The organism is Paraliobacillus sediminis, assembly GCF_003426055.1.
This window is the reverse complement of the sequence record NZ_QJSI01000001.1, coordinates 1,203,283-1,221,406: the sequence shown is the minus strand read 5'-3', so window position 1 is coordinate 1,221,406 and position 18,124 is coordinate 1,203,283. Positions and strand designations below refer to the sequence as shown.

General features: G+C 34.4%; 19 protein-coding genes and 1 pseudogene. 5 read left to right on the top strand and 15 right to left on the bottom strand.

Annotated elements, in window-relative coordinates:
- Positions 1-35: 35 nt before the first annotated feature.
- From D2K60_RS05385 to D2K60_RS05370, 4 genes are all read right to left on the bottom strand, one after another.
- Positions 36-1,013: a siderophore ABC transporter substrate-binding protein gene (locus D2K60_RS05385; RefSeq protein ID WP_117168946.1), complete on the bottom strand. Its 978-nt coding sequence runs from the start codon at positions 1,011-1,013 to the stop codon at positions 36-38.
- 193 nt (positions 1,014-1,206) lie between these two features.
- Positions 1,207-1,965: an iron ABC transporter ATP-binding protein gene (locus D2K60_RS05380; protein WP_117168945.1), complete on the bottom strand. Its 759-nt coding sequence runs from the start codon at positions 1,963-1,965 to the stop codon at positions 1,207-1,209.
- Entirely contained in the window at positions 1,959-2,906 is a 948-nt protein-coding gene (locus D2K60_RS05375) for an iron chelate uptake ABC transporter family permease subunit (protein WP_117168944.1), read from the bottom strand. Before D2K60_RS05375 ends, D2K60_RS05380 begins: the two co-directional genes overlap by 7 nt.
- Positions 2,899-3,849, bottom strand: coding sequence for an ABC transporter permease (locus tag D2K60_RS05370; protein ID WP_117168943.1), 951 nt, complete (start codon positions 3,847-3,849; stop codon positions 2,899-2,901). Before D2K60_RS05370 ends, D2K60_RS05375 begins: the two co-directional genes overlap by 8 nt.
- A gap of 201 nt (positions 3,850-4,050) precedes the next feature.
- On the opposite strand from D2K60_RS05370, the gene D2K60_RS05365 reads away from it, so the two are divergent.
- Entirely contained in the window at positions 4,051-4,479 is a 429-nt protein-coding gene (locus tag D2K60_RS05365) for a BrxA/BrxB family bacilliredoxin (RefSeq protein ID WP_117168942.1), read from the top strand.
- 46 nt (positions 4,480-4,525) lie between these two features.
- Here the strand turns inward: D2K60_RS05365 and D2K60_RS05360 are convergent, their stop codons facing one another.
- The 6 genes from D2K60_RS05360 to D2K60_RS05335 form a co-directional block, all read right to left on the bottom strand.
- Positions 4,526-4,837: a hypothetical protein gene (locus D2K60_RS05360; RefSeq protein ID WP_117168941.1), complete on the bottom strand. Its 312-nt coding sequence runs from the start codon at positions 4,835-4,837 to the stop codon at positions 4,526-4,528.
- A gap of 111 nt (positions 4,838-4,948) precedes the next feature.
- Positions 4,949-6,193 (bottom strand): coiled-coil domain-containing protein, encoded by a 1,245-nt coding sequence (locus D2K60_RS05355; protein ID WP_117168940.1) that lies wholly within the window; start codon positions 6,191-6,193, stop codon positions 4,949-4,951.
- A 241-nt stretch (positions 6,194-6,434) separates the two neighbouring features.
- Positions 6,435-7,208 carry a type I 3-dehydroquinate dehydratase gene (gene aroD, locus D2K60_RS05350; protein WP_117168939.1) on the bottom strand — a complete coding sequence of 258 codons (774 nt, stop codon included), beginning with the start codon at positions 7,206-7,208 and terminating at the stop codon, positions 6,435-6,437.
- A gap of 83 nt (positions 7,209-7,291) precedes the next feature.
- Positions 7,292-8,155 carry a DMT family transporter gene (locus D2K60_RS05345; RefSeq protein WP_338048356.1) on the bottom strand — a complete coding sequence of 288 codons (864 nt, stop codon included), beginning with the start codon at positions 8,153-8,155 and terminating at the stop codon, positions 7,292-7,294.
- 118 nt (positions 8,156-8,273) lie between these two features.
- A complete protein-coding gene (locus D2K60_RS05340) occupies positions 8,274-8,699 on the bottom strand; it encodes a universal stress protein (protein WP_338048349.1) in 426 nt (141 codons plus the stop codon).
- A 30-nt stretch (positions 8,700-8,729) separates the two neighbouring features.
- Entirely contained in the window at positions 8,730-10,190 is a 1,461-nt protein-coding gene (locus D2K60_RS05335) for a SulP family inorganic anion transporter (protein ID WP_117168936.1), read from the bottom strand.
- Positions 10,191-10,473: 283 nt separating this feature from the next.
- On the opposite strand from D2K60_RS05335, the gene D2K60_RS05330 reads away from it, so the two are divergent.
- Positions 10,474-10,656, top strand: coding sequence for a helix-turn-helix domain-containing protein (locus D2K60_RS05330; RefSeq protein WP_117168935.1), 183 nt, complete (start codon positions 10,474-10,476; stop codon positions 10,654-10,656).
- Positions 10,657-10,772: 116 nt separating this feature from the next.
- Here the strand turns inward: D2K60_RS05330 and D2K60_RS05325 are convergent, their stop codons facing one another.
- Together D2K60_RS05325 and D2K60_RS05320 are read right to left on the bottom strand one after the other, a co-directional pair.
- On the bottom strand, positions 10,773-11,198 hold the full coding sequence (locus tag D2K60_RS05325) for a universal stress protein (RefSeq protein WP_338048348.1): 426 nt from the start codon (positions 11,196-11,198) through the stop codon (positions 10,773-10,775).
- Between the two features lie 29 nt (positions 11,199-11,227).
- The gene (locus tag D2K60_RS05320; RefSeq protein WP_117168933.1) at positions 11,228-12,688 is read right to left on the bottom strand and encodes a SulP family inorganic anion transporter; all 1,461 of its coding nucleotides are present in this window, start codon (positions 12,686-12,688) and stop codon (positions 11,228-11,230) included.
- 418 nt (positions 12,689-13,106) lie between these two features.
- Here D2K60_RS05320 and D2K60_RS05315 point away from each other — a divergent pair, with 418 nt between their 5' ends.
- From D2K60_RS05315 to D2K60_RS05305, 3 genes and pseudogenes are all read left to right on the top strand, one after another.
- Complete coding sequence (locus D2K60_RS05315; RefSeq protein WP_117168932.1) at positions 13,107-13,778, top strand: haloacid dehalogenase type II; 672 nt, start codon at positions 13,107-13,109, stop codon at positions 13,776-13,778.
- Between the two features lie 70 nt (positions 13,779-13,848).
- Entirely contained in the window at positions 13,849-14,352 is a 504-nt protein-coding gene (locus D2K60_RS05310) for a peroxiredoxin family protein (protein ID WP_117168931.1), read from the top strand.
- A 110-nt stretch (positions 14,353-14,462) separates the two neighbouring features.
- Positions 14,463-15,912: pseudogene (locus D2K60_RS05305) on the top strand (aldehyde dehydrogenase family protein).
- A 106-nt stretch (positions 15,913-16,018) separates the two neighbouring features.
- Here D2K60_RS05305 and isdG read toward each other — a convergent pair.
- The 3 genes from isdG to D2K60_RS05290 are packed head-to-tail and all read right to left on the bottom strand — an operon-like array spanning position 16,019 to position 18,124.
- Entirely contained in the window at positions 16,019-16,339 is a 321-nt protein-coding gene (isdG, locus tag D2K60_RS05300; RefSeq protein WP_117168930.1) for a heme oxygenase, read from the bottom strand.
- Between the two features lie 15 nt (positions 16,340-16,354).
- Positions 16,355-17,128: an ABC transporter ATP-binding protein gene (locus D2K60_RS05295; protein WP_117168929.1), complete on the bottom strand. Its 774-nt coding sequence runs from the start codon at positions 17,126-17,128 to the stop codon at positions 16,355-16,357.
- Positions 17,129-18,124 carry a FecCD family ABC transporter permease gene (locus tag D2K60_RS05290; RefSeq protein WP_117168928.1) on the bottom strand — a complete coding sequence of 332 codons (996 nt, stop codon included), beginning with the start codon at positions 18,122-18,124 and terminating at the stop codon, positions 17,129-17,131.

Below are 18,124 nucleotides of genomic sequence, written 5' to 3'. Positions count from 1 at the left end.
TTAACCACCTCTTTTACGAGTAATCTACTTATTTATTATTCTACTCCTGCTGCAATTTCATTAACCATTTCAGCTACAGAGATTAGACCGCCACCTGAAAGATACCAATAATCAGGGCTTAGAAGAACAATGTGATCTTCTTGCGCGGCATTTGTTCCATTTACTAACTCATTGTCTAGTGAACTTTCAGCGGTGTAATCTCCACCAGTTACTTTGTTTCGATCTACAGCAAAGATATAATCAGGATTTGTTTCAGAAACATACTCAAAACTTACATTTTGACCATGTGTTGAACTTTCAATTTCTTCATCCGCTGGTGTGATACCAAACACATCATGAATTAATCCAAAACGTGAACCAGGTCCGTATGCGCTAAGACTTCCATCATTCGTTAAAACAATAAGTCCTGTCTTATCTGTTGGAATTGACTCCTTTAAATCTGCTATTGTTGTTTCAATTTCTTCTAATGCAGTACTTGCTTCTTCTTGTTTTGTGAAAATTTCACCTAATAATGTAACATTCTCTTCAAAAGACTCCATATAACGCGTAGTATCTACACCCATGTGAATCGTTGGAGCTAATTCAGTTAAATCATCATATGCTTCTGCTGTACGACCAGAAATGATAATTAAATCTGGATCAATTTCAGCTAGTTTCTCAAAATCTGGTTCAAATAGTGTACCAGCATTTTCATAAGCACTATCTTCATAGCTCGATAGATAAGATGGCAAGTTCTCTTGTGCCACTGCAGCGACATCTACACCTAACTTGTCAAGACTATCTAATGTACCAAAATCAAATACAACAACTTTTTCTGGATTTACAGGGACAGTTGTCGTACCAAGTTCATGTTCTACTTCTATTTCAGTTGGCGCTTCAACTTCTTCTACCTCTTCGTCTGTTTGTTCTTCTTCTATATCATCTGTCGCTGCTGCTTCATCGCTCTCTGAACCACAAGCTACTGCAACTATTGCGAATAGCAACATAAGTAATAACAATGCAAGTTTTTTCATTTTTTCACTCCTATATCCTAAAATTTATTTAAACAGGTGATAGTCCGTCTGAATATGTGTGATTGTTTTCCTATTAAGATATGCTTATTACATGGGCCCAGCCATCCTAATAGAATTCCAGATTCACAGTTTTACAGAAGCAGATTCACCATGATTTAAAACATATTAGCTAAGATTGCGTGGCCGTCACTACTCACGCAAAATAAAGGCAGATACGACATTGATCAATATCTTGGATTTGAATATCCATGTCATAAACCTCTTTTAAAACACTTTGGTTAATAATTTCATTTTTAGCACCTTGTTTAACGACTTTTCCGTCTTTTAAGGCAACTATATAATCTGAGTAAACGGAAGCAAAATTAACATCATGTATGACTATAATAACGGTTTTACCTAATTCATCTGCTAATCTTCGTAATACCTTCATAATTTGAACGGAATGTTTCATATCAAGGTTATTTAAAGGTTCATCTAATAATATATAATCAGTGTCTTGGGCAATAATCATGGCAATGTATGCACGTTGCTGCTGCCCACCACTTAATTCATCAATGAATTTATTTTCCATCGTTTCTAATTCCATATAAGCGATTGATTCATCTATCATAACTGTATCTTCCTTCGTCAATCTTCCCTGTGAGTAAGGAAAACGGCCAAAGCTCACTAGTTCTCTGACAGTTAAGCGAACAGTTATATGATTAGATTGTTTTAATATAGATATTTTTTTTGCTAACTCATTATTTTTCGTCAGCGAAATTTCTTCATCATCAACTAAGACTTCACCATGATCTTTCGCAATTAGACGGCTCATCATTGATAAGAGTGTACTTTTCCCTGCCCCATTTGGACCAATAAAGGAGGTGATTTTCCCTTTAGGGATATTCATAGAAACATGATCAACAACAAACGAATCGCCATACTTTTTTGCAACTTCCTTTATTTCTACCATGTTTTATTCTCCTTTAATATAAGATATAGAAAATAGGTTCCACCTATAAAATTAATGATTACACTTAGTGTTGTAGAGAATGTAAAGATTCTATCAACTACTAACTGCCCTCCAACTAATGCAATAATGCTAATCAAAATTGAAGCCGGGATGAGGTATGTATGTCGGTATGTTTTAAACATTTCTTTCGCAACATTCGCAACTAAGATACCTAAGAACATAATTGGACCGACAAGTGCGGTTGCTACTGACACTAGAATTGCAATCACAATCATCAGTCGTTTGACTATATGATCATAGTCTAAACCTAAATTAATCGCGTGTTCTTTGCCAAGAGATAAAACGTCTAGATATTTAACATATTTAGCGAGATAAAGGCACGTAATAAAGAGTATACCAATCGATAAATATAATAAATCGGTATCAACATTATTAAAACTTGCAAACATTTTATTTTGCACAATAAAGAATTCGTTCGGATCAATTAATACTTGCATAAATGATGATAAACTTTGAAAAAACGTACCAAATATTAAACCTATTAATAGTAGAAGGTAAATATTACGCCCCTTTTTAAATAGAACATTAAAAAGAAACAGGGCAAAGGCGATCATAAATCCAATTGCGATAAAGAAATTTAAATTCTTATCTAAAGCAGTAATACTAGTCGATCCATAAACAAAAATAATAAAGGTTTGAATTAACAGATACAACGAATCTAAACCGATTAGACTAGTTGTTAATATTCGGTTATTTGTGATCGTTTGAAATATAATAGTCGACAAAGCAATCACTGCACCTGTCATTACAATAGCAAGAACCCTAGTTGCCCTTCTAGGTAAAATATAATCCCAATTTCCTGTTATACCAATGAATATGTAGATGAGCACAAGCAGCACTGCACCTATAGCTAAAAGAATCATTTTAGTTCTATTACTCATAAACCTTTCTCCTCATTACCAGATAAAGAAATAGACCACTACCAATAACACCCACAGTTACACCAATCGCAATTTCATATGGAAAAATAAGCGTTCTTCCTATAATGTCACATGCTAAAACAAAAATGGCTCCTAATAAAGCAGTATGTGGTAAGCTATTCTTTAAATTGTCACCTTTGTATATCGTTACAATATTCGGTACGATTAAACCTAAAAACGGAATCATTCCAACCGTTATAATAACAACGGATGTCATTAATGCTACAATTACGAGTCCGATATTCACAATTTTCTTATGATTCATTCCTAGATTCGTTGAAAAGTCTTCACCCATTCCTGCTATTGTAAAACGATTTGCATACAAATAGGCGAGAATAACCAAAGGGATACTTATGTAGAGCATTTCATAACTTCCTTGTATGATTAGCGCGAAATTCCCTTGTAACCACGAAGACATATTTTGGATTAAATCGTTTTTATAAGCAAAAAATGTCGTGATTGAACTTATCACACTACCAAACATCAATCCAACTAAAGGAATAAATATCGGATCTTTAAACTTCACTTTATCTAAAATTTTCATAAATATAAATGTTCCTGCTAATGCGAAAACAAACGCGACAAGCATTTTTTGAATAGGTGACGCAGTTGAAAATAACAACATAGCAACTAAAATTCCAAATCTTGCGGAATCCATTGTACCTGCAGTTGTTGGTGAAACAAATTTATTCCGACTTAACTGTTGCATGATTAGACCACAAATACTCATGCTAACTCCTGCAATAATAATACTGATTAATCGGGGAAATCGACTGATCCATATTATCTGTGATTGACTTTCTGTTAAATGAAACAAATCGGTTGGAGTCAAATCAACTACTCCAATAAATACGGATAGAATAGATAAGATAACTAGTAGAATAATCAAATATCTTTTTTTCATAAAAAATTCCTTTACAGAAGAGTTAAACAATAATGATATTCATTATCAATTAGGATACTTACTATCTTATCATGTTACACTATTCTGTCAATAACTTTTTCACCTTTTTATCCTTTAATTGTTATTCTGATTTTTGGATTTCCTTTATATATGCTAAAATAGAAACTAAGACACATAAATTTTTAATGAGGAGTGCATAGGATGAATGCATATGAAGAATATATGAAAGAAATTACGCAGCCGATGCGAAGTGAATTAACATCTGCCGGCTTTACAGAACTTGCCACTCCAGAGGAAGTAGATACATTTGTAACAACTGCAAAAGGTACTAGTCTAGTAGTGGTAAACTCTGTTTGTGGTTGTGCCGCCGGACTAGCTAGACCTGCTGTGATAGATGCCTTGTCAAATGGTGTAACACCTGACCATTTAGTCACCGTTTTTGCAGGACAAGATAAAGAAGCAACAGAAAAAATGCGTGAATACTTTGAAGGTATCCAACCATCTTCTCCATCTATTGCTTTAATGAAGGATGGAAAAGTTGCTCATTTTATTCCAAGGGAAGAAATTGAAGGTTTTGAGTTAGAATCGATTTCAAATAATCTAACAAAAGCTTATCAGACACATCGTTAAAAACGTAAAAAAGCCATGAAATGCACGCTGTGTGCTTCATGGCTTTTTATTTTGAATTCTGGTAAAGTTCAACCTCATTTTTAAAAAATGGAAGCAAAACTTCTTTTCGTTCTTGTAAAAATTTACACCACTGATGACCAATCGGCATTGGTAGTATTTTCTTTGAACAAAGTTTACAGACTGCTTTTTCTTCAAATACATGTTTGATATTAATAATAAACAAACGATCACCAGCCCCCATTAACAATTGGAAACATTGATCATCTATCGTAAAATAAACATGAAACCCACTAAACTCTGCAGCTTTTTTCACTTCTATATTTTTCATTGTTGTAGTATCAAATGAACTTTCTATCAAATTAGTTCTCCTTTCTTTTATCTATCTTAGCATAATGTTAAACTCTAAGATAAGAAAAAAGAGTTCGATGTAAGGTGATTAACGTTACATCGAACTCTTTTAATACATGTATTAGTTAACTCTACGAACAAGTCCACTAAAAGTGTCTGCCCAGTATCCGCTGCCCATATTAGCAACCGCAACACCTGTAGAAGACTGTGAACCGATGAATTTATTACCGCCTAGATATATTCCAACATGTCCGTTTGTCTTGTATGTATTGAAAAACACAAGATCTCCAGGTTGCATGTCACTCGTTGAAACTTTTTGGCCAACACCACTTAATCCACTTGTACTAGCTGGTACACTTATTCCACCTTGGCCAAATGCCCATGATACAAATCCGGAACAATCAAATAATCCATTTGCTATATCAGAAGAATTACGTCCTCCACCAAATTTATAAGCAGAATTCCCAATGTATTTATAACCAGCAGACATGATGCTACTTGCATTTCCACTAGGGTTAATAGTTGCTTTTGAAGTCGTTTTAGCTGTCGCTTCAGACGAACTTGCATTACCAGAAGTACTTGTTGTCGCTGCGTACTGTTCAATTGTTTCATTGTTTGCTTCTTCTACTTGTACTCTAGCTTCTTCCTCTAATCGTGCTAGTTCACTATCTTCTAGTTCTAATTCATTAATCATAGATTGGCTTGCATTCTCTTTTTCTTTTAAAGCTTCTTTTTTTGATTCATTTTCTTCTTTTTGTTCTAAAATCTGTGCTTGCATTAATTTCAATTCATCTTGCATAGCAGATAATTCTGCTAACTCTTCTTCAACTTGAACTTTTTGTACCTCTAGTTCTTCTTTATCCGCTTCGAACTGATCGATTAAGTTGCTATCTGCTTTTGTGATTTTATTTACTAAGGAAACACGATCAATAAAATCCGTGAAACTTTCTGAACCAAAGATCACTTCCAAATAACCAACAGAACCACCAGACTTTTGTAAAGATGATGCGCGATCTTTCAAAATTTCAAAACGTATTGCAATATCATCTTCTAAATTTTTCACTTCTTGTTCTTTTATCTCTAACTCTTCTTGCTTTGCTTCTAACTCAGCTTCTGTTTCTTTAATTTTAATTTCATTTTCTACTATTACACCATCAACACGAGCAATATCTTCATTTAAATCTATTAATTCCGCTTGCACATCTTTTAAATCTTGTTTCTTTTCTTCTAATTCAGATTGAATTTCCGCACGATTGTCTTCAATCTCACCTTGTGTTTCAGCATAAACCGTTTCCTGTTGTAATGGAAAAGAAATTATTAATCCAAGTGTTAATGTCATACCAGCTAAGACTTTTTTATTATTCACTAATTTCACACTCTCTTTCTATTCTTAGTTTATTTTTAGTAACTTTTATGTTTAATAATCTTCTATGTAGGTTATAGGTATATATAGAGTTTTAATGACTTTCAATGACCTCGTAATTTTTCCAGCAACGTCAGTATAACATTTAGAAATAACAGGAATGTTATATTAATATTACAATTATATTTCAATTTGCGTTATTTTTACTAGATTCATAATTAATAGAAACAAAAAAAGAGATCTACTAGATCTCTTTTTTTGTTTGCTTTAATCTTTTTAATATTTGGTCTAATTCTGTAACAGCAATTTGGCCAGGAGCAGACACTTGCTTGGCGGCAGCAAATGTGACTGCTGAACCAAAGATCTCCCCTGCTATACGACTAACAACACCCATACTTCCCATTGACATCGTAATGATTGGTCCTTTTGCATACGTCCGATACATTGTTTCTGTTGCATCTAACAATGTTATAACATCTTTAGCACTACATGGCATTACGGCAATCTTCGCTATATCCCCATTGATTTCTTCTGCAAGACATAGGCGTGAGATAATTTCATCCTTTGAAGGGGTTTTATCAAAGTCATGATTCGATACAATTACAGCTAAATGATTTGCATGTGCACATTCTATGAGTGTTTTTCTTTTTTCTTTATCTGTAAAAAGCTCAATGTCTATTAAATCTATATTATCTGTTTCCATTATTTCTTTATTTAATTGAAAATAATCAACTATTTTTAATTGCTTTTCTCCACCTTCACGTTCTGTACGAAAAGTAAAGATTAATGGTATATCTGGAAGAATGTGACGGATTTCTTCAAGTGCTTCTTTTACTAGTTTCACATTACTATTATCTTCAAAAAAATCAACACGCCACTCTACTAGATCTATTTCAAGTGAGCGCAATCCTTTTGCTTCCTCAATCAATCTTTCCATTGAATTCCCTACTAAAGACACACAAATTTTTGGGCGCCCTGAACCAATTGTTACACCTTTAAGATAGATTTCTTTTTTCAAATGCTTCCCGTCCCTTTTTATGAAAGTAATCATATTATAGCAATAATTTTTGTTTGAAAGAAGCTATGTCCTTCTTTTTTCTATTAATTAGTTCTCTGCTTTAGTTGTGTGGTAATAATAACACCTAAAATTACGAGTAATGCACCATATACTTGTGTCATTGTAACCGATTCGCCTAACCAAATAGAGGCGCCGATTATTGTAACAACTGGTAAGAAATTTAGAAATAAAGACGCTTTAGATGCACCCAATTTTTGTACGGCACCATTATATAACAATAAGGCAATAAAACTTGGGAATACACCTAAATATAATATACTAATGACATACTCACCTTGAAATATATCTGGTATACCTAAGAAAAACCATTCAAGCAAAACTATCGGAAAAAGCACGATAAGAGAAATACTTGTCATCACTAGTATTCCTGCGAGTGTAGGAAACAAATGTATATATTTTTTTACGTAGATGGAATATACAGCCCAACACATGATGGCGCCTACCATAATGAAATCACCAATGTTCCAATTAATCGCAGTTAGTTGCATGATCTCTCCATTTAATACAACCCATAGCGCACCAAAAACAGATAAAACTACACCAAACCATTGTATTTTTTTTAATCTTTCTTTTAACAGCCAAGCACTTAATAAAATCGTGACCACTGGAATAACAGTCTCTAAAACTGACACATTAGACGCTGTCGTGAATTGTAACGAAGCATAAATAAATGTATTAAAAAATGTTACACCAGTCAAACTCATAATGCTGAAAGGTTTTTTATACTTCCAAAAAAGTTCTCTGTTTTTCCAAGCTGATTTAAAACCAACTGGTAAAACAACTAAAAATGCTACAAATAACCGAAAAAATGCTATTGTGAACGGTGCCAAATCATTAATTGCTTTGCCAATCAGAATATTACCTGCAAAGAATATGACCACAAAAATAAGTGATATATAAGAAATATAACCCCTCCTGACTATTTTTCTGTTTCATCCTTAATAAGCCTAACAAGTTCACAAAAAAAAACAAGCTGTTCGCTTGTTTAAAAAAGAATAGCTTGTTTTATTTAATGATTAACACTGGGCAAGCCGCATGCTTTGCGACTTTATGGCTAACACTACCTAGAATCATTGTTTGTACTTTATTACGTCCTCTACTTCCGACGATGACGCAATCAGACTCATTTTTTTCAGCAAAATCGATGATACATGGCGCTGGTTCTCCATGTGTAAAATGAACCTCATACGTAATATTCGCTTTATCTAAAAGTGCTAATACAGGCTTTATCTTCTCTTGTCTTTCTATTTTTAAATCAAACTTATCAACATGTTGGAGAACATCTGATTTTGATTTTTTCTCATCAATTACATAGACAACATCTACTTTTGCATGAAACTTTTGCGCAAGTTCAACCGCGCAATCAGCCGAACGAATAGAATGCTCTGAACCATCTGTAGCAAGTAATAGTTTTGAAAACAATATAGCCACCTCTTCACGTTTAATTTGTTAGATAATCTTTTAATGTCCAGAAGCTTTTGATAAGCCACCAATTTTCTTTTTCAGTGATTGGCTTTCTTCGTTCAAACCTGAATAAATTACTTTAATATGGTTTTGTTCAAATTTCGTCTCAATCTTATCTAAAGCGCCTATTGCTGAGTCATCCCACAAGTGTGCGTTAGATAAATCGATTTCTACCTCTTCTATATTATCCGTATAATCAAACTTTTCGATTAGATCATTTACAGAAGCAAAAAAGATTTGTCCATAAATTTTATACACATGCTTCGATTCTTCTACTTCAATAATTTTCTTGACTTTTACTTTAGAAATTTTTGCAGCAAAGAATATGGCACTTAAAGCGACTCCAGCCAAAACACCTTTAGATAAATCATGTGTAAATACTACTGTACCAACCGTTACGATCATCACTATAGCATCTGTTCTCGGTATTTTATGAATATTTCCTAAAGAAGACCAATCAAATGTGCTAATAGAGACCATGATCATAACACCTGCTAAAGCTGCCATTGGGATTTGAACAACAACTCCACCTAAAACAATAATCAAGAACATTAAAAATACGCCAGCAACGAAGGAAGATAATCTACCACTTCCACCTGATTTCACATTAATAACAGACTGTCCAATCATTGCACAACCTGCCATTCCACCAAAAAATCCTGTTACGATATTAGCAATTCCTTGTCCACGACTTTCTTTATTTTTATTACTTGGTGTATCTGTCATGTCATCTACGATATTAGCAGTTAGTAATGACTCGAGTAACCCGACAATTGCAAGTGATAATGAATAAGGGAATATAATCATTAACGTTTCAAAATTAAGCGAGATATCTGGGATTAAGAAAACTGGTAATTGACGTGTTAGATTTCCTAAATCACCTACTGCTCTAATATCAACATTGGTAAAGACAACAAATACTGTTACAGCAATAATTGCCACAAGCGTTGAAGGTACTGCCCTTGTAATTCTTGGGAATAAATAAATAATAGCTAAGGTAACTGCAACAAGCGCGTACATAATCCAACTTTCACCTTCAAAATGTTGAAACTGCGCGGTAAAAATCATAATAGCAAGTGCATTAACAAACCCAACCATAACAGATCGTGGCACAAACTTTATAAAACGTGCTAGTTTGAAAACACCAAATAAAATTTGTAACAACCCTGTTAAAATTGTAGCAGCAAATAAATATTGTAAACCGTGATCAACCACTAGTGTAATCATTAGTAATGCCATTGCACCAGTAGCACCAGAAATCATTCCTGGGCGTCCACCAATAAATGCAATTATTACTGAAATACAAAAGGCAGCATAAAGTCCAACCATTGGATCCACACCAGCAATAATGGAGAAGGCGATTGCCTCTGGTATAAGTGCTAACGCAACAACAATACCTGCTAACACATCACCTCTTATGTTACCAAACCATTCTTGTTTAATTTTTTGAATGTTCAATTTTACACCTCTTTTATTTTTTATATTTTGTCCGATCTTTAAAAATCCGATTCGTTTTGAACAAAATGAATCATATCATATTCTTTAAAATGATCAAAACCACAATAAAGCGCATACATTGATAATATACGGCTTTATTCTTTCTTATTCTTTGCTTATATACTTTTTAAAAATTACGTTTAAATATACTTGAGTATAACTGAGTAAACTTAAATATCATTATTTTCATAAAGGAACGTTATTATGATATGATATCCTTATGTTGATTAATGGGGGTGGCCATATGGAGCAAGCAATTATGACAATTGCACAAGTTGCGGAATACTTGCAACTAAGTGAAATGACTACATATAAACTCGTACAAGAAGGAAAACTGCCTGGCTTTAAGATCGGTAGACATTGGCGAATTAAAAGGGATGATTTAGACGAATTTATTGAAAAACTAAAAAAAGGTGAGAGATTATAATAAGGAGAGGCCAAATTGAACTGGCTACTCCTTATTTTGATTTTATTATATTTCATAAGTGAATTTGACCACAAAAAGACAAGATGTCCGCTTTTATATGAGCAAACATCCTGTTTTTATTTAATTATCAACACTGGGCAAGCTGCATGTTTCGCGACTTTGTGACTAACACTTCCTAGAATCATTGTTTGTACTTTATTACGCCCTCTACTTCCAACGATGACACAATCTGACTCATTTTTTTCAGCAAAATCAATGATACATGGCGCTGGTTCTCCGTGTGTAAAATGAACTTCATACGTGATATTTGCTTTATCCAAAAGTGCTAATACAGGCTTTATTTTCTCTTGTCTTTCTATTTTTAAATCATACTTATCAACATGATGAAGAACATCTGATTTTGATTTTTTGTCATCAATTACGTAGACAACATCTACTTTTGCATGAAACTGTTGTGCAAGTTCAACCGCATAATTAGCCGAACGAACAGAATGCTCTGAACCATCTGTAGCAAGTAATAGTTTTGAAAACAATATAGCCACCTCTTTACGTTTTTTAGTTAGATAATCTTTTAATGTCCGGAAGCTTTTGACAAACCACCAATTTTCTTTTTCAACGATTGACTTTCTTCGTTCAAACCTGAATAAATCACTTTAACGTGATTTTGTTCAAATTTCGTCTCAATCTTATCTAAGGCCCCTATCGCTGAATCATCCCAAAGATGTGAATTAGATAAATCGATTTCAACCTCTTCTACATCATCCGTATAATCAAACTTCTCAATTAGATCATTTACAGAAGCAAAAAAGATTTGTCCATAAATTTTATACACATGTTTTGATCTTTCTACTTCTACTATCTTCTTCACATTCACTTTAGATATTTTTGCAGCAAAGAAAATGGCACTCAGTAGTACACCAGCCATAACACCAATTGATAAATCATGTGTAACGACTACAGTAACAACCGTTACGATCATCACTAATGCATCTGTTCGTGGTATTTTATGAATACTTTGTAAAGAAGACCAATCAAATGTCCCAATCGCCACCATAATCATGACACCCGCTAATGCTGCCATAGGTATTTGAACAACGACACCACCTAAGACAATAATCAAGAACATTAAGAACACACCAGCAACAAGGGAGGATAACCTTCCATTCCCGCCTGATTTGACATTGATAACAGACTGTCCAAGCATCGCACAACCTGCCATGCCACCAAAGAATCCAGTAACTACGTTTGCAATTCCTTGACCACGACTTTCTTTGTTTTTATCACTAGGTGTATCTGTCATGTCATCTACGATATTAGCAGTTAATAATGACTCGAGTAACCCGACAATTGCAAGTGATAATGAATAAGGGAATACAATCATTAATGTTTCAAAATTAAGCGGGATAGATGGAATTAAGAAAACTGGTAACTGACGTGTTAGATTTCCTAAATCACCTACTGCTCTAATATCGACATTCATAAAGACAACAAATGCTGTAACAGCTATAATCGCCACGAGTGTTGATGGTACTGCCTGTGTAATTCGTGGAAATAAATAAATAATAGCTAAGGTAACTGCAACAAGCGCGTACATAACCCAAGTCTTACCTTCAAAATGTTGAAACTGTGCGGTGAAAATCATGATAGCAAGTGCATTAACAAACCCAACCATAACAGATCGTGGTACAAATTTTATAAAACGTGCTAGTTTAAAAACACCGAACAAAATCTGCAGTACTCCTGTTAATATGGTAGCAACCAGTAAATATCGCAAACCGTGATCTGCAACTAAAGTGACCATTAACAAAGCCATTGCACCAGTAGCACCGGATATCATCCCCGGACGTCCACCAATAAATGCAATCACAACTGCTATACAAAATGATGCATAGAGTCCGACCATTGGATCTACACCAGCAATAATAGAAAAGGCAATAGCTTCTGGTATAAGTGCTAGTGCAACTACGATACCCGCTAACACATCACCTCTTACATTGCCAAACCAATTTTGTTTTATTTTTTGAATGTTCAATTTAACACCTCTTTTAGTAGTTAGATTTTGTCCGATTTGAAAAAACCGATTCCTTTTGAACAAAATGAATCATATCATATTCTTTTAAATGATCAAAACCGCAATAAAACGTATACATTGATAATATACACCTTTATTCTCTCTTATGCTTTATATATATACTTAATTATATTTAAATATATTTAATTATAACTGAGTATTATTGAGTATATTTTGTTATAACCTGTTTTCATAAAAAGATACTGATCAAAGATTCGATTTCCTTATGTTAGTTAAGGGGAAAGACTATAATAAAGAGCAGCCATATTAAACTGACTACTCCTTATTTTAATTGCATTATATATTATAAGTTAAAAAGGGAATGATTTAGGGAATACCTCTGATACTAAAGGAAAAGTTAGTTAAGGAGAGGGTATATATGCAACAACAATCTATTAAAGCGTTTGTCTTCGACGTCTATGGGACATTGTTTGATGTTCATTCAGTTCGTGATAAATGCGAAAAAATGTATCCTGGAAAAGGTACTGAAATCAGTAAAACTTGGAGAGGAAAACAGTTGCAATATTCAAACTTACGTCAGCTAATGGGGAATTATCAAACTTTCTTCACTGTTACGAAAGAAGCGTTACGTTATGCAGTAAAACAGCATGGTGAAGAACTTGATCAGGACTCAGAAAAAGAATTAATTACTAGCTACTTACATCTTGTAGCATATCCAGAAGTCAAAGAAGTACTGGCACAAATACAAGATAAACAAATTGCTGTTTTCTCAAATGGATCGCACGATATGTTAGATCCGTTGATTAAGGAATCGGAAATCTCCAGTCTTATTCATCAACTCATTAGTGTCGATGAGATAAAGCAATTTAAGCCAACGGTTGCGTCCTATGATTACGCCTTAAAACAGCTTGGTGTACAACGTGAAGAAGTATTATTTATGTCTTCTAATGGTTGGGACATTTCCGGAGCGAAAAACTATGGTTTCCAGACTGCTTGGATAAATCGTAGTAACTTACCTTTAGAGGAATTAAATCTTGAACCAAATAGTATTTATCAAGACTTAAAAGGCATTCTAGAATGGATGGATTAATTAAAATTTCTAGATAAACTTTTAGATTTCTCATTTCTAGGGAAAGCGTTTAATAAAGGAGGAGTATTTGATGTCTGAATTTGAACTTGGAAAAACCGTTCCTAATTTCATTCTTCCTGCTGCGCCAGGTGACGAATATAACTTTGAGGAACAGCGCAAACAAAAAGAAGGTTGGTATTTAATTATCTTTTTCCGTGGTTCATGGTGTCCAGCGTGCATGAGTGAGTTGGATGCATTAGAGGATGGAAAAGATTACTTTAACAAAAAAGACATTCATATCGTTACAATATCAACTGACAATTTAAATGCTTTAACAGACATGACAAAAGAACATAAATTCAGCTTTACAGTACTTTCAGATGAAAATCATCAAGCTATCAACGATTATCAGGTGCACTATCACAAGGAAAATGCACCATATGAAGATCACGGTGCACACGGAGAACCTGCTTACTTTTTAGTTGATGAAAATGGATGTTTACTTTATCAACAAAGACAGACAAGTCCATTTGGAAGACCATCTGTAACAGAACTAAGAAAGATCACCACTTATATCCACAAAAACATGAAATAAGAAAGAGCTAGAGGCTATAGCCTCTAGCCTTTTTTAGATATTAAAATGTTTAATAATAGCAATTACAGTGAAATACTACTATATAATCTATTAAACTAGGAGGCTTATAATTGGTTAACGAAAAATTCACAAAACAATTTATCAATGGACAATGGATCAAGGGTTCAAGTGAGGCGGTTGTTGAAGATTATAATCCATATTCAGAAGAGGAAATCACAACGATCTCTTCAGCAGATGAGTCCGACGTAAATAAAGCGTATCAAGCGGCAGAAAGCGCACAAAAAAATTGGCAAAAAGTTGCACCTGCTGAAAAACAAGCATACTTTTTTTAAGCTATTGCAATTAGTTGAAGAGCGTAAAAATGAAATTATAGACTGGTTAGTTGAAGAATCAGGTAGCACTCGAATTAAAGCAAACGTGGAATATGGTATTTGTTACGAAGTGATTAAAGAAGCTCTCTCTTTTCCAACGCGAATGACAGGTACGATACTACCATCTAATACACCGGGAAAGGAGAATTTCGTTTATCGGAATCCCAAAGGCGTAATTGGTATTATTGGGCCATGGAATTTCCCGTTATATTTAACGATGCGCTCTGTTGCACCAGCAATTGCGGCAGGTAACTCTGCAGTAATCAAGCCAGCATCTGATACACCAATCACATCAGGTCTTCTAATTGCTTCCTTGTTTGAAGAAGCTGGATTTCCTAAAGGTGTTATTAATGTAGTTGTTGGAAGAGGTTCCGTGATTGGTGATTCAGTTGTAACAAACCCAATCCCATCAAGTATTTCCTTTACAGGTTCTACTGAGGTCGGTAGTCATTTAGCTCAATTAGCTGGTAAGGACCTGAAAGATACAGCTCTAGAGCTCGGTGGTAATAACGCCATGTTGGTATTAGATGATGCGAATATTGACGAAGCTGTAAAAGCTGCTGTCTTTGGTAAGTTTCTCCATCAAGGTCAGATTTGTATGGCAATCAATCGAATCATTGTTGATGAAAATGTTCACGATGAATTTGTTGAAAAATTCACCGCAGCAGTCAAACAACTAAAAACAGGTGATCCGAATGAAGAAGATACATTTATCGGACCACTAATAAATAATGAACAAGTAAGTCGTATTTTGGAAGATGTTGCAAAAACAAAAGAAGAAGGCGCAACAGTGATGACTTCTGGTGAAGTGAATGGTAACTTAATGGAACCAATTGTTCTATCAAACGTAACAAATGATATGACAATGGCGAAAAATGAAATCTTTGGCCCAGTTGCTGTCATCATTAAAGTAGAAAATGAAAAAGCAGCAATTCAGGTCGCTAACGATACACCTTATGGCTTAAGTGGTTCTGTGTTTACTAGTGATCGCTGGCGCGGTCTTGAAGTAGCAAAAAGTGTTCATACAGGCATGATCCACGTAAATGATCAATCCGTTAATGATGAACCACATGTAGCATTTGGTGGTGAAAAGCACTCTGGACTAGGAAGGTTTGGCGGAAGCTGGGCATTAGATAAGTTTACAACAGAGAAATGGATCAGTGTTCAAAGTGAATATAGAAAATTCTAAACAATAATTGACAAATATAAAACGCCTCTCGATCGATTCACTTCGCGAGAGGCGTTTTTATTTGTGTTAAAATGTACCCGGAATTAATAGTGAACTTTAAACCCTTTTACCCAATATTTATAGGTTGTCTCGTAACCTTGACCTCATAAAACGCGGTCTTATTCTTTATAATGAAGTCAGGAACCCCACCACGGTGTGCATGTGATTCTCTAAAAGCATCGCTCTTCATCCACCCTTGAAATCCTTCTTTATTATCCCACCTTGTGAAAATCGTGATCTCTTCATATTCTTTCGTATTTTCTGTTAATAACACCTCTAATCCAGCAAATCCTTTCATTGTTTCGACCTTACCTACTTTATTAAAACGTTCTATAAATGCCTCTGCGTGACCATTTTTTAACTGAACAGTATTCGTTGCAATAAACATATTAAACATCCTCCTCTATTCTATTTTTGATAGTGGTACTATAATAGGATAATTATCCTCAAATCTTATTTTTGCATGTATATGATAAATATCTCGAAAAAATTTCTCATCTATCACATTTTTAGGTGAACCAACTCGAACTACTTCGCCTTCTTTCATCGCAATGATATGGCCACAGTATGCTGCTGCATATTGTATTTCATGAAGTACCATTATGATGGTGATTTTATGCGTCGTGTTAATGCGGACAAGTAGTTCCATCAATTCTAATTGATGTGCAATATCAAGATATGTTGTCGGTTCATCTAACAAGAGAATATCCGTTTTTTGTGCTAGCGCCATAGCGATACGTGCTCGCTGCTGTTCTCCCCCGGATAACGTATGAAATAGTCTGTCTTCCAGTTTAGTTAATCCCGTTTCTTCCAGTGCCCATTTTATAATAGACAGATCATCTGTTTTTTCAGGTCTGTAACCTTGATAAGGAGAGCGACCGTAGGCTACCAATTCATGAACCGTTAAATTTGGTAAAGGCTCTTTTACTTGTAATAACATAGCTACATTTTTTGCATACATTTTTCTCTTATAAGTAGTAATCGATAGTTGATCAAGTAGAACCTGACCCTTATCAGCATAATGGAGTTTTGCTAGTATCTTTAATAAAGTTGATTTACCTGACCCATTTGGACCAACAATTGCTGTCATTTCACCTTCTGGAAAGGTAACGTTAATATCATTTAAAACAAAACTGCCCTGCTTAAATCGTATTTGTTTTGTTTCCAACGACTTCAATTACATCACCCGCTTTCGACGTAATAAAAATAGAAAGAATGGCGCACCGATACATGCTAGTAAAATGCCCACAGGTAACTCAATAGGTTCAAACATTGTCCGAGCTATCGTATCAGCAAATACGACAAGTATCGCTCCTCCTAGCATTGATAAAGGTAGTAACATCCGATAATCTTCACCTATTAATAAACGGATAAAGTGTGGAACAACCAAACCTACAAAGCCAATTAACCCAGATACACTCACTGCTATACCCGCTAAGAAAGAAGCTAATAGAATTAATAGTAATCGCATTAATTCTACATTTTGACCAAGTAGTTTAGCAGACTCATCTCCTAGTAAGATTATGTTTATTGGCTTTATAGCAAAAAAGCTAATCAAAAGGCCAACAATTGCATAAGGGTACATAAATTCTAAATGATACCAACTCCTTCCATTCAAACCACCTGAAAGCCACGAAATAACAGATTGAACACGATCACTATAAATAACCATCACACCATTCATAACAGCTCCCAGTAATGCATTCATAGCAACCCCGGCTAGAATAATTTTGATAGTAGAAGTTCCATTTTCCCATGCTAATAAGTAGATCACAATCGTAGTAGCGAAGGCTCCTATAAACGCCATTATAGGTAATAAGTAACTATATTGTGGAAATATCAACATCGTAATGATTGCCATTAGACCACCACCTGCTGAAACTCCAATTATTCCTGGATCAGCTAATGGGTTTTTCATGACCCCTTGTAATAGAGCACCAGATGTAGCCAAGCATGCCCCCACCAACAATCCAATAATAATACGAGGCAATCTTAAATCAATAATAATACTTTCATATCTATCATCAGCTGTGGAAATTAATACTTGCCATATATCTTGCAAACTGATAGGTACCGCTCCAAACGTCAAACCTAGATAAACAGTGAAAATTAATAAACAAAAGGTAACTAAAAATATATACTTCTTTTTCACTTTTCTTCCTATCAGACTCAT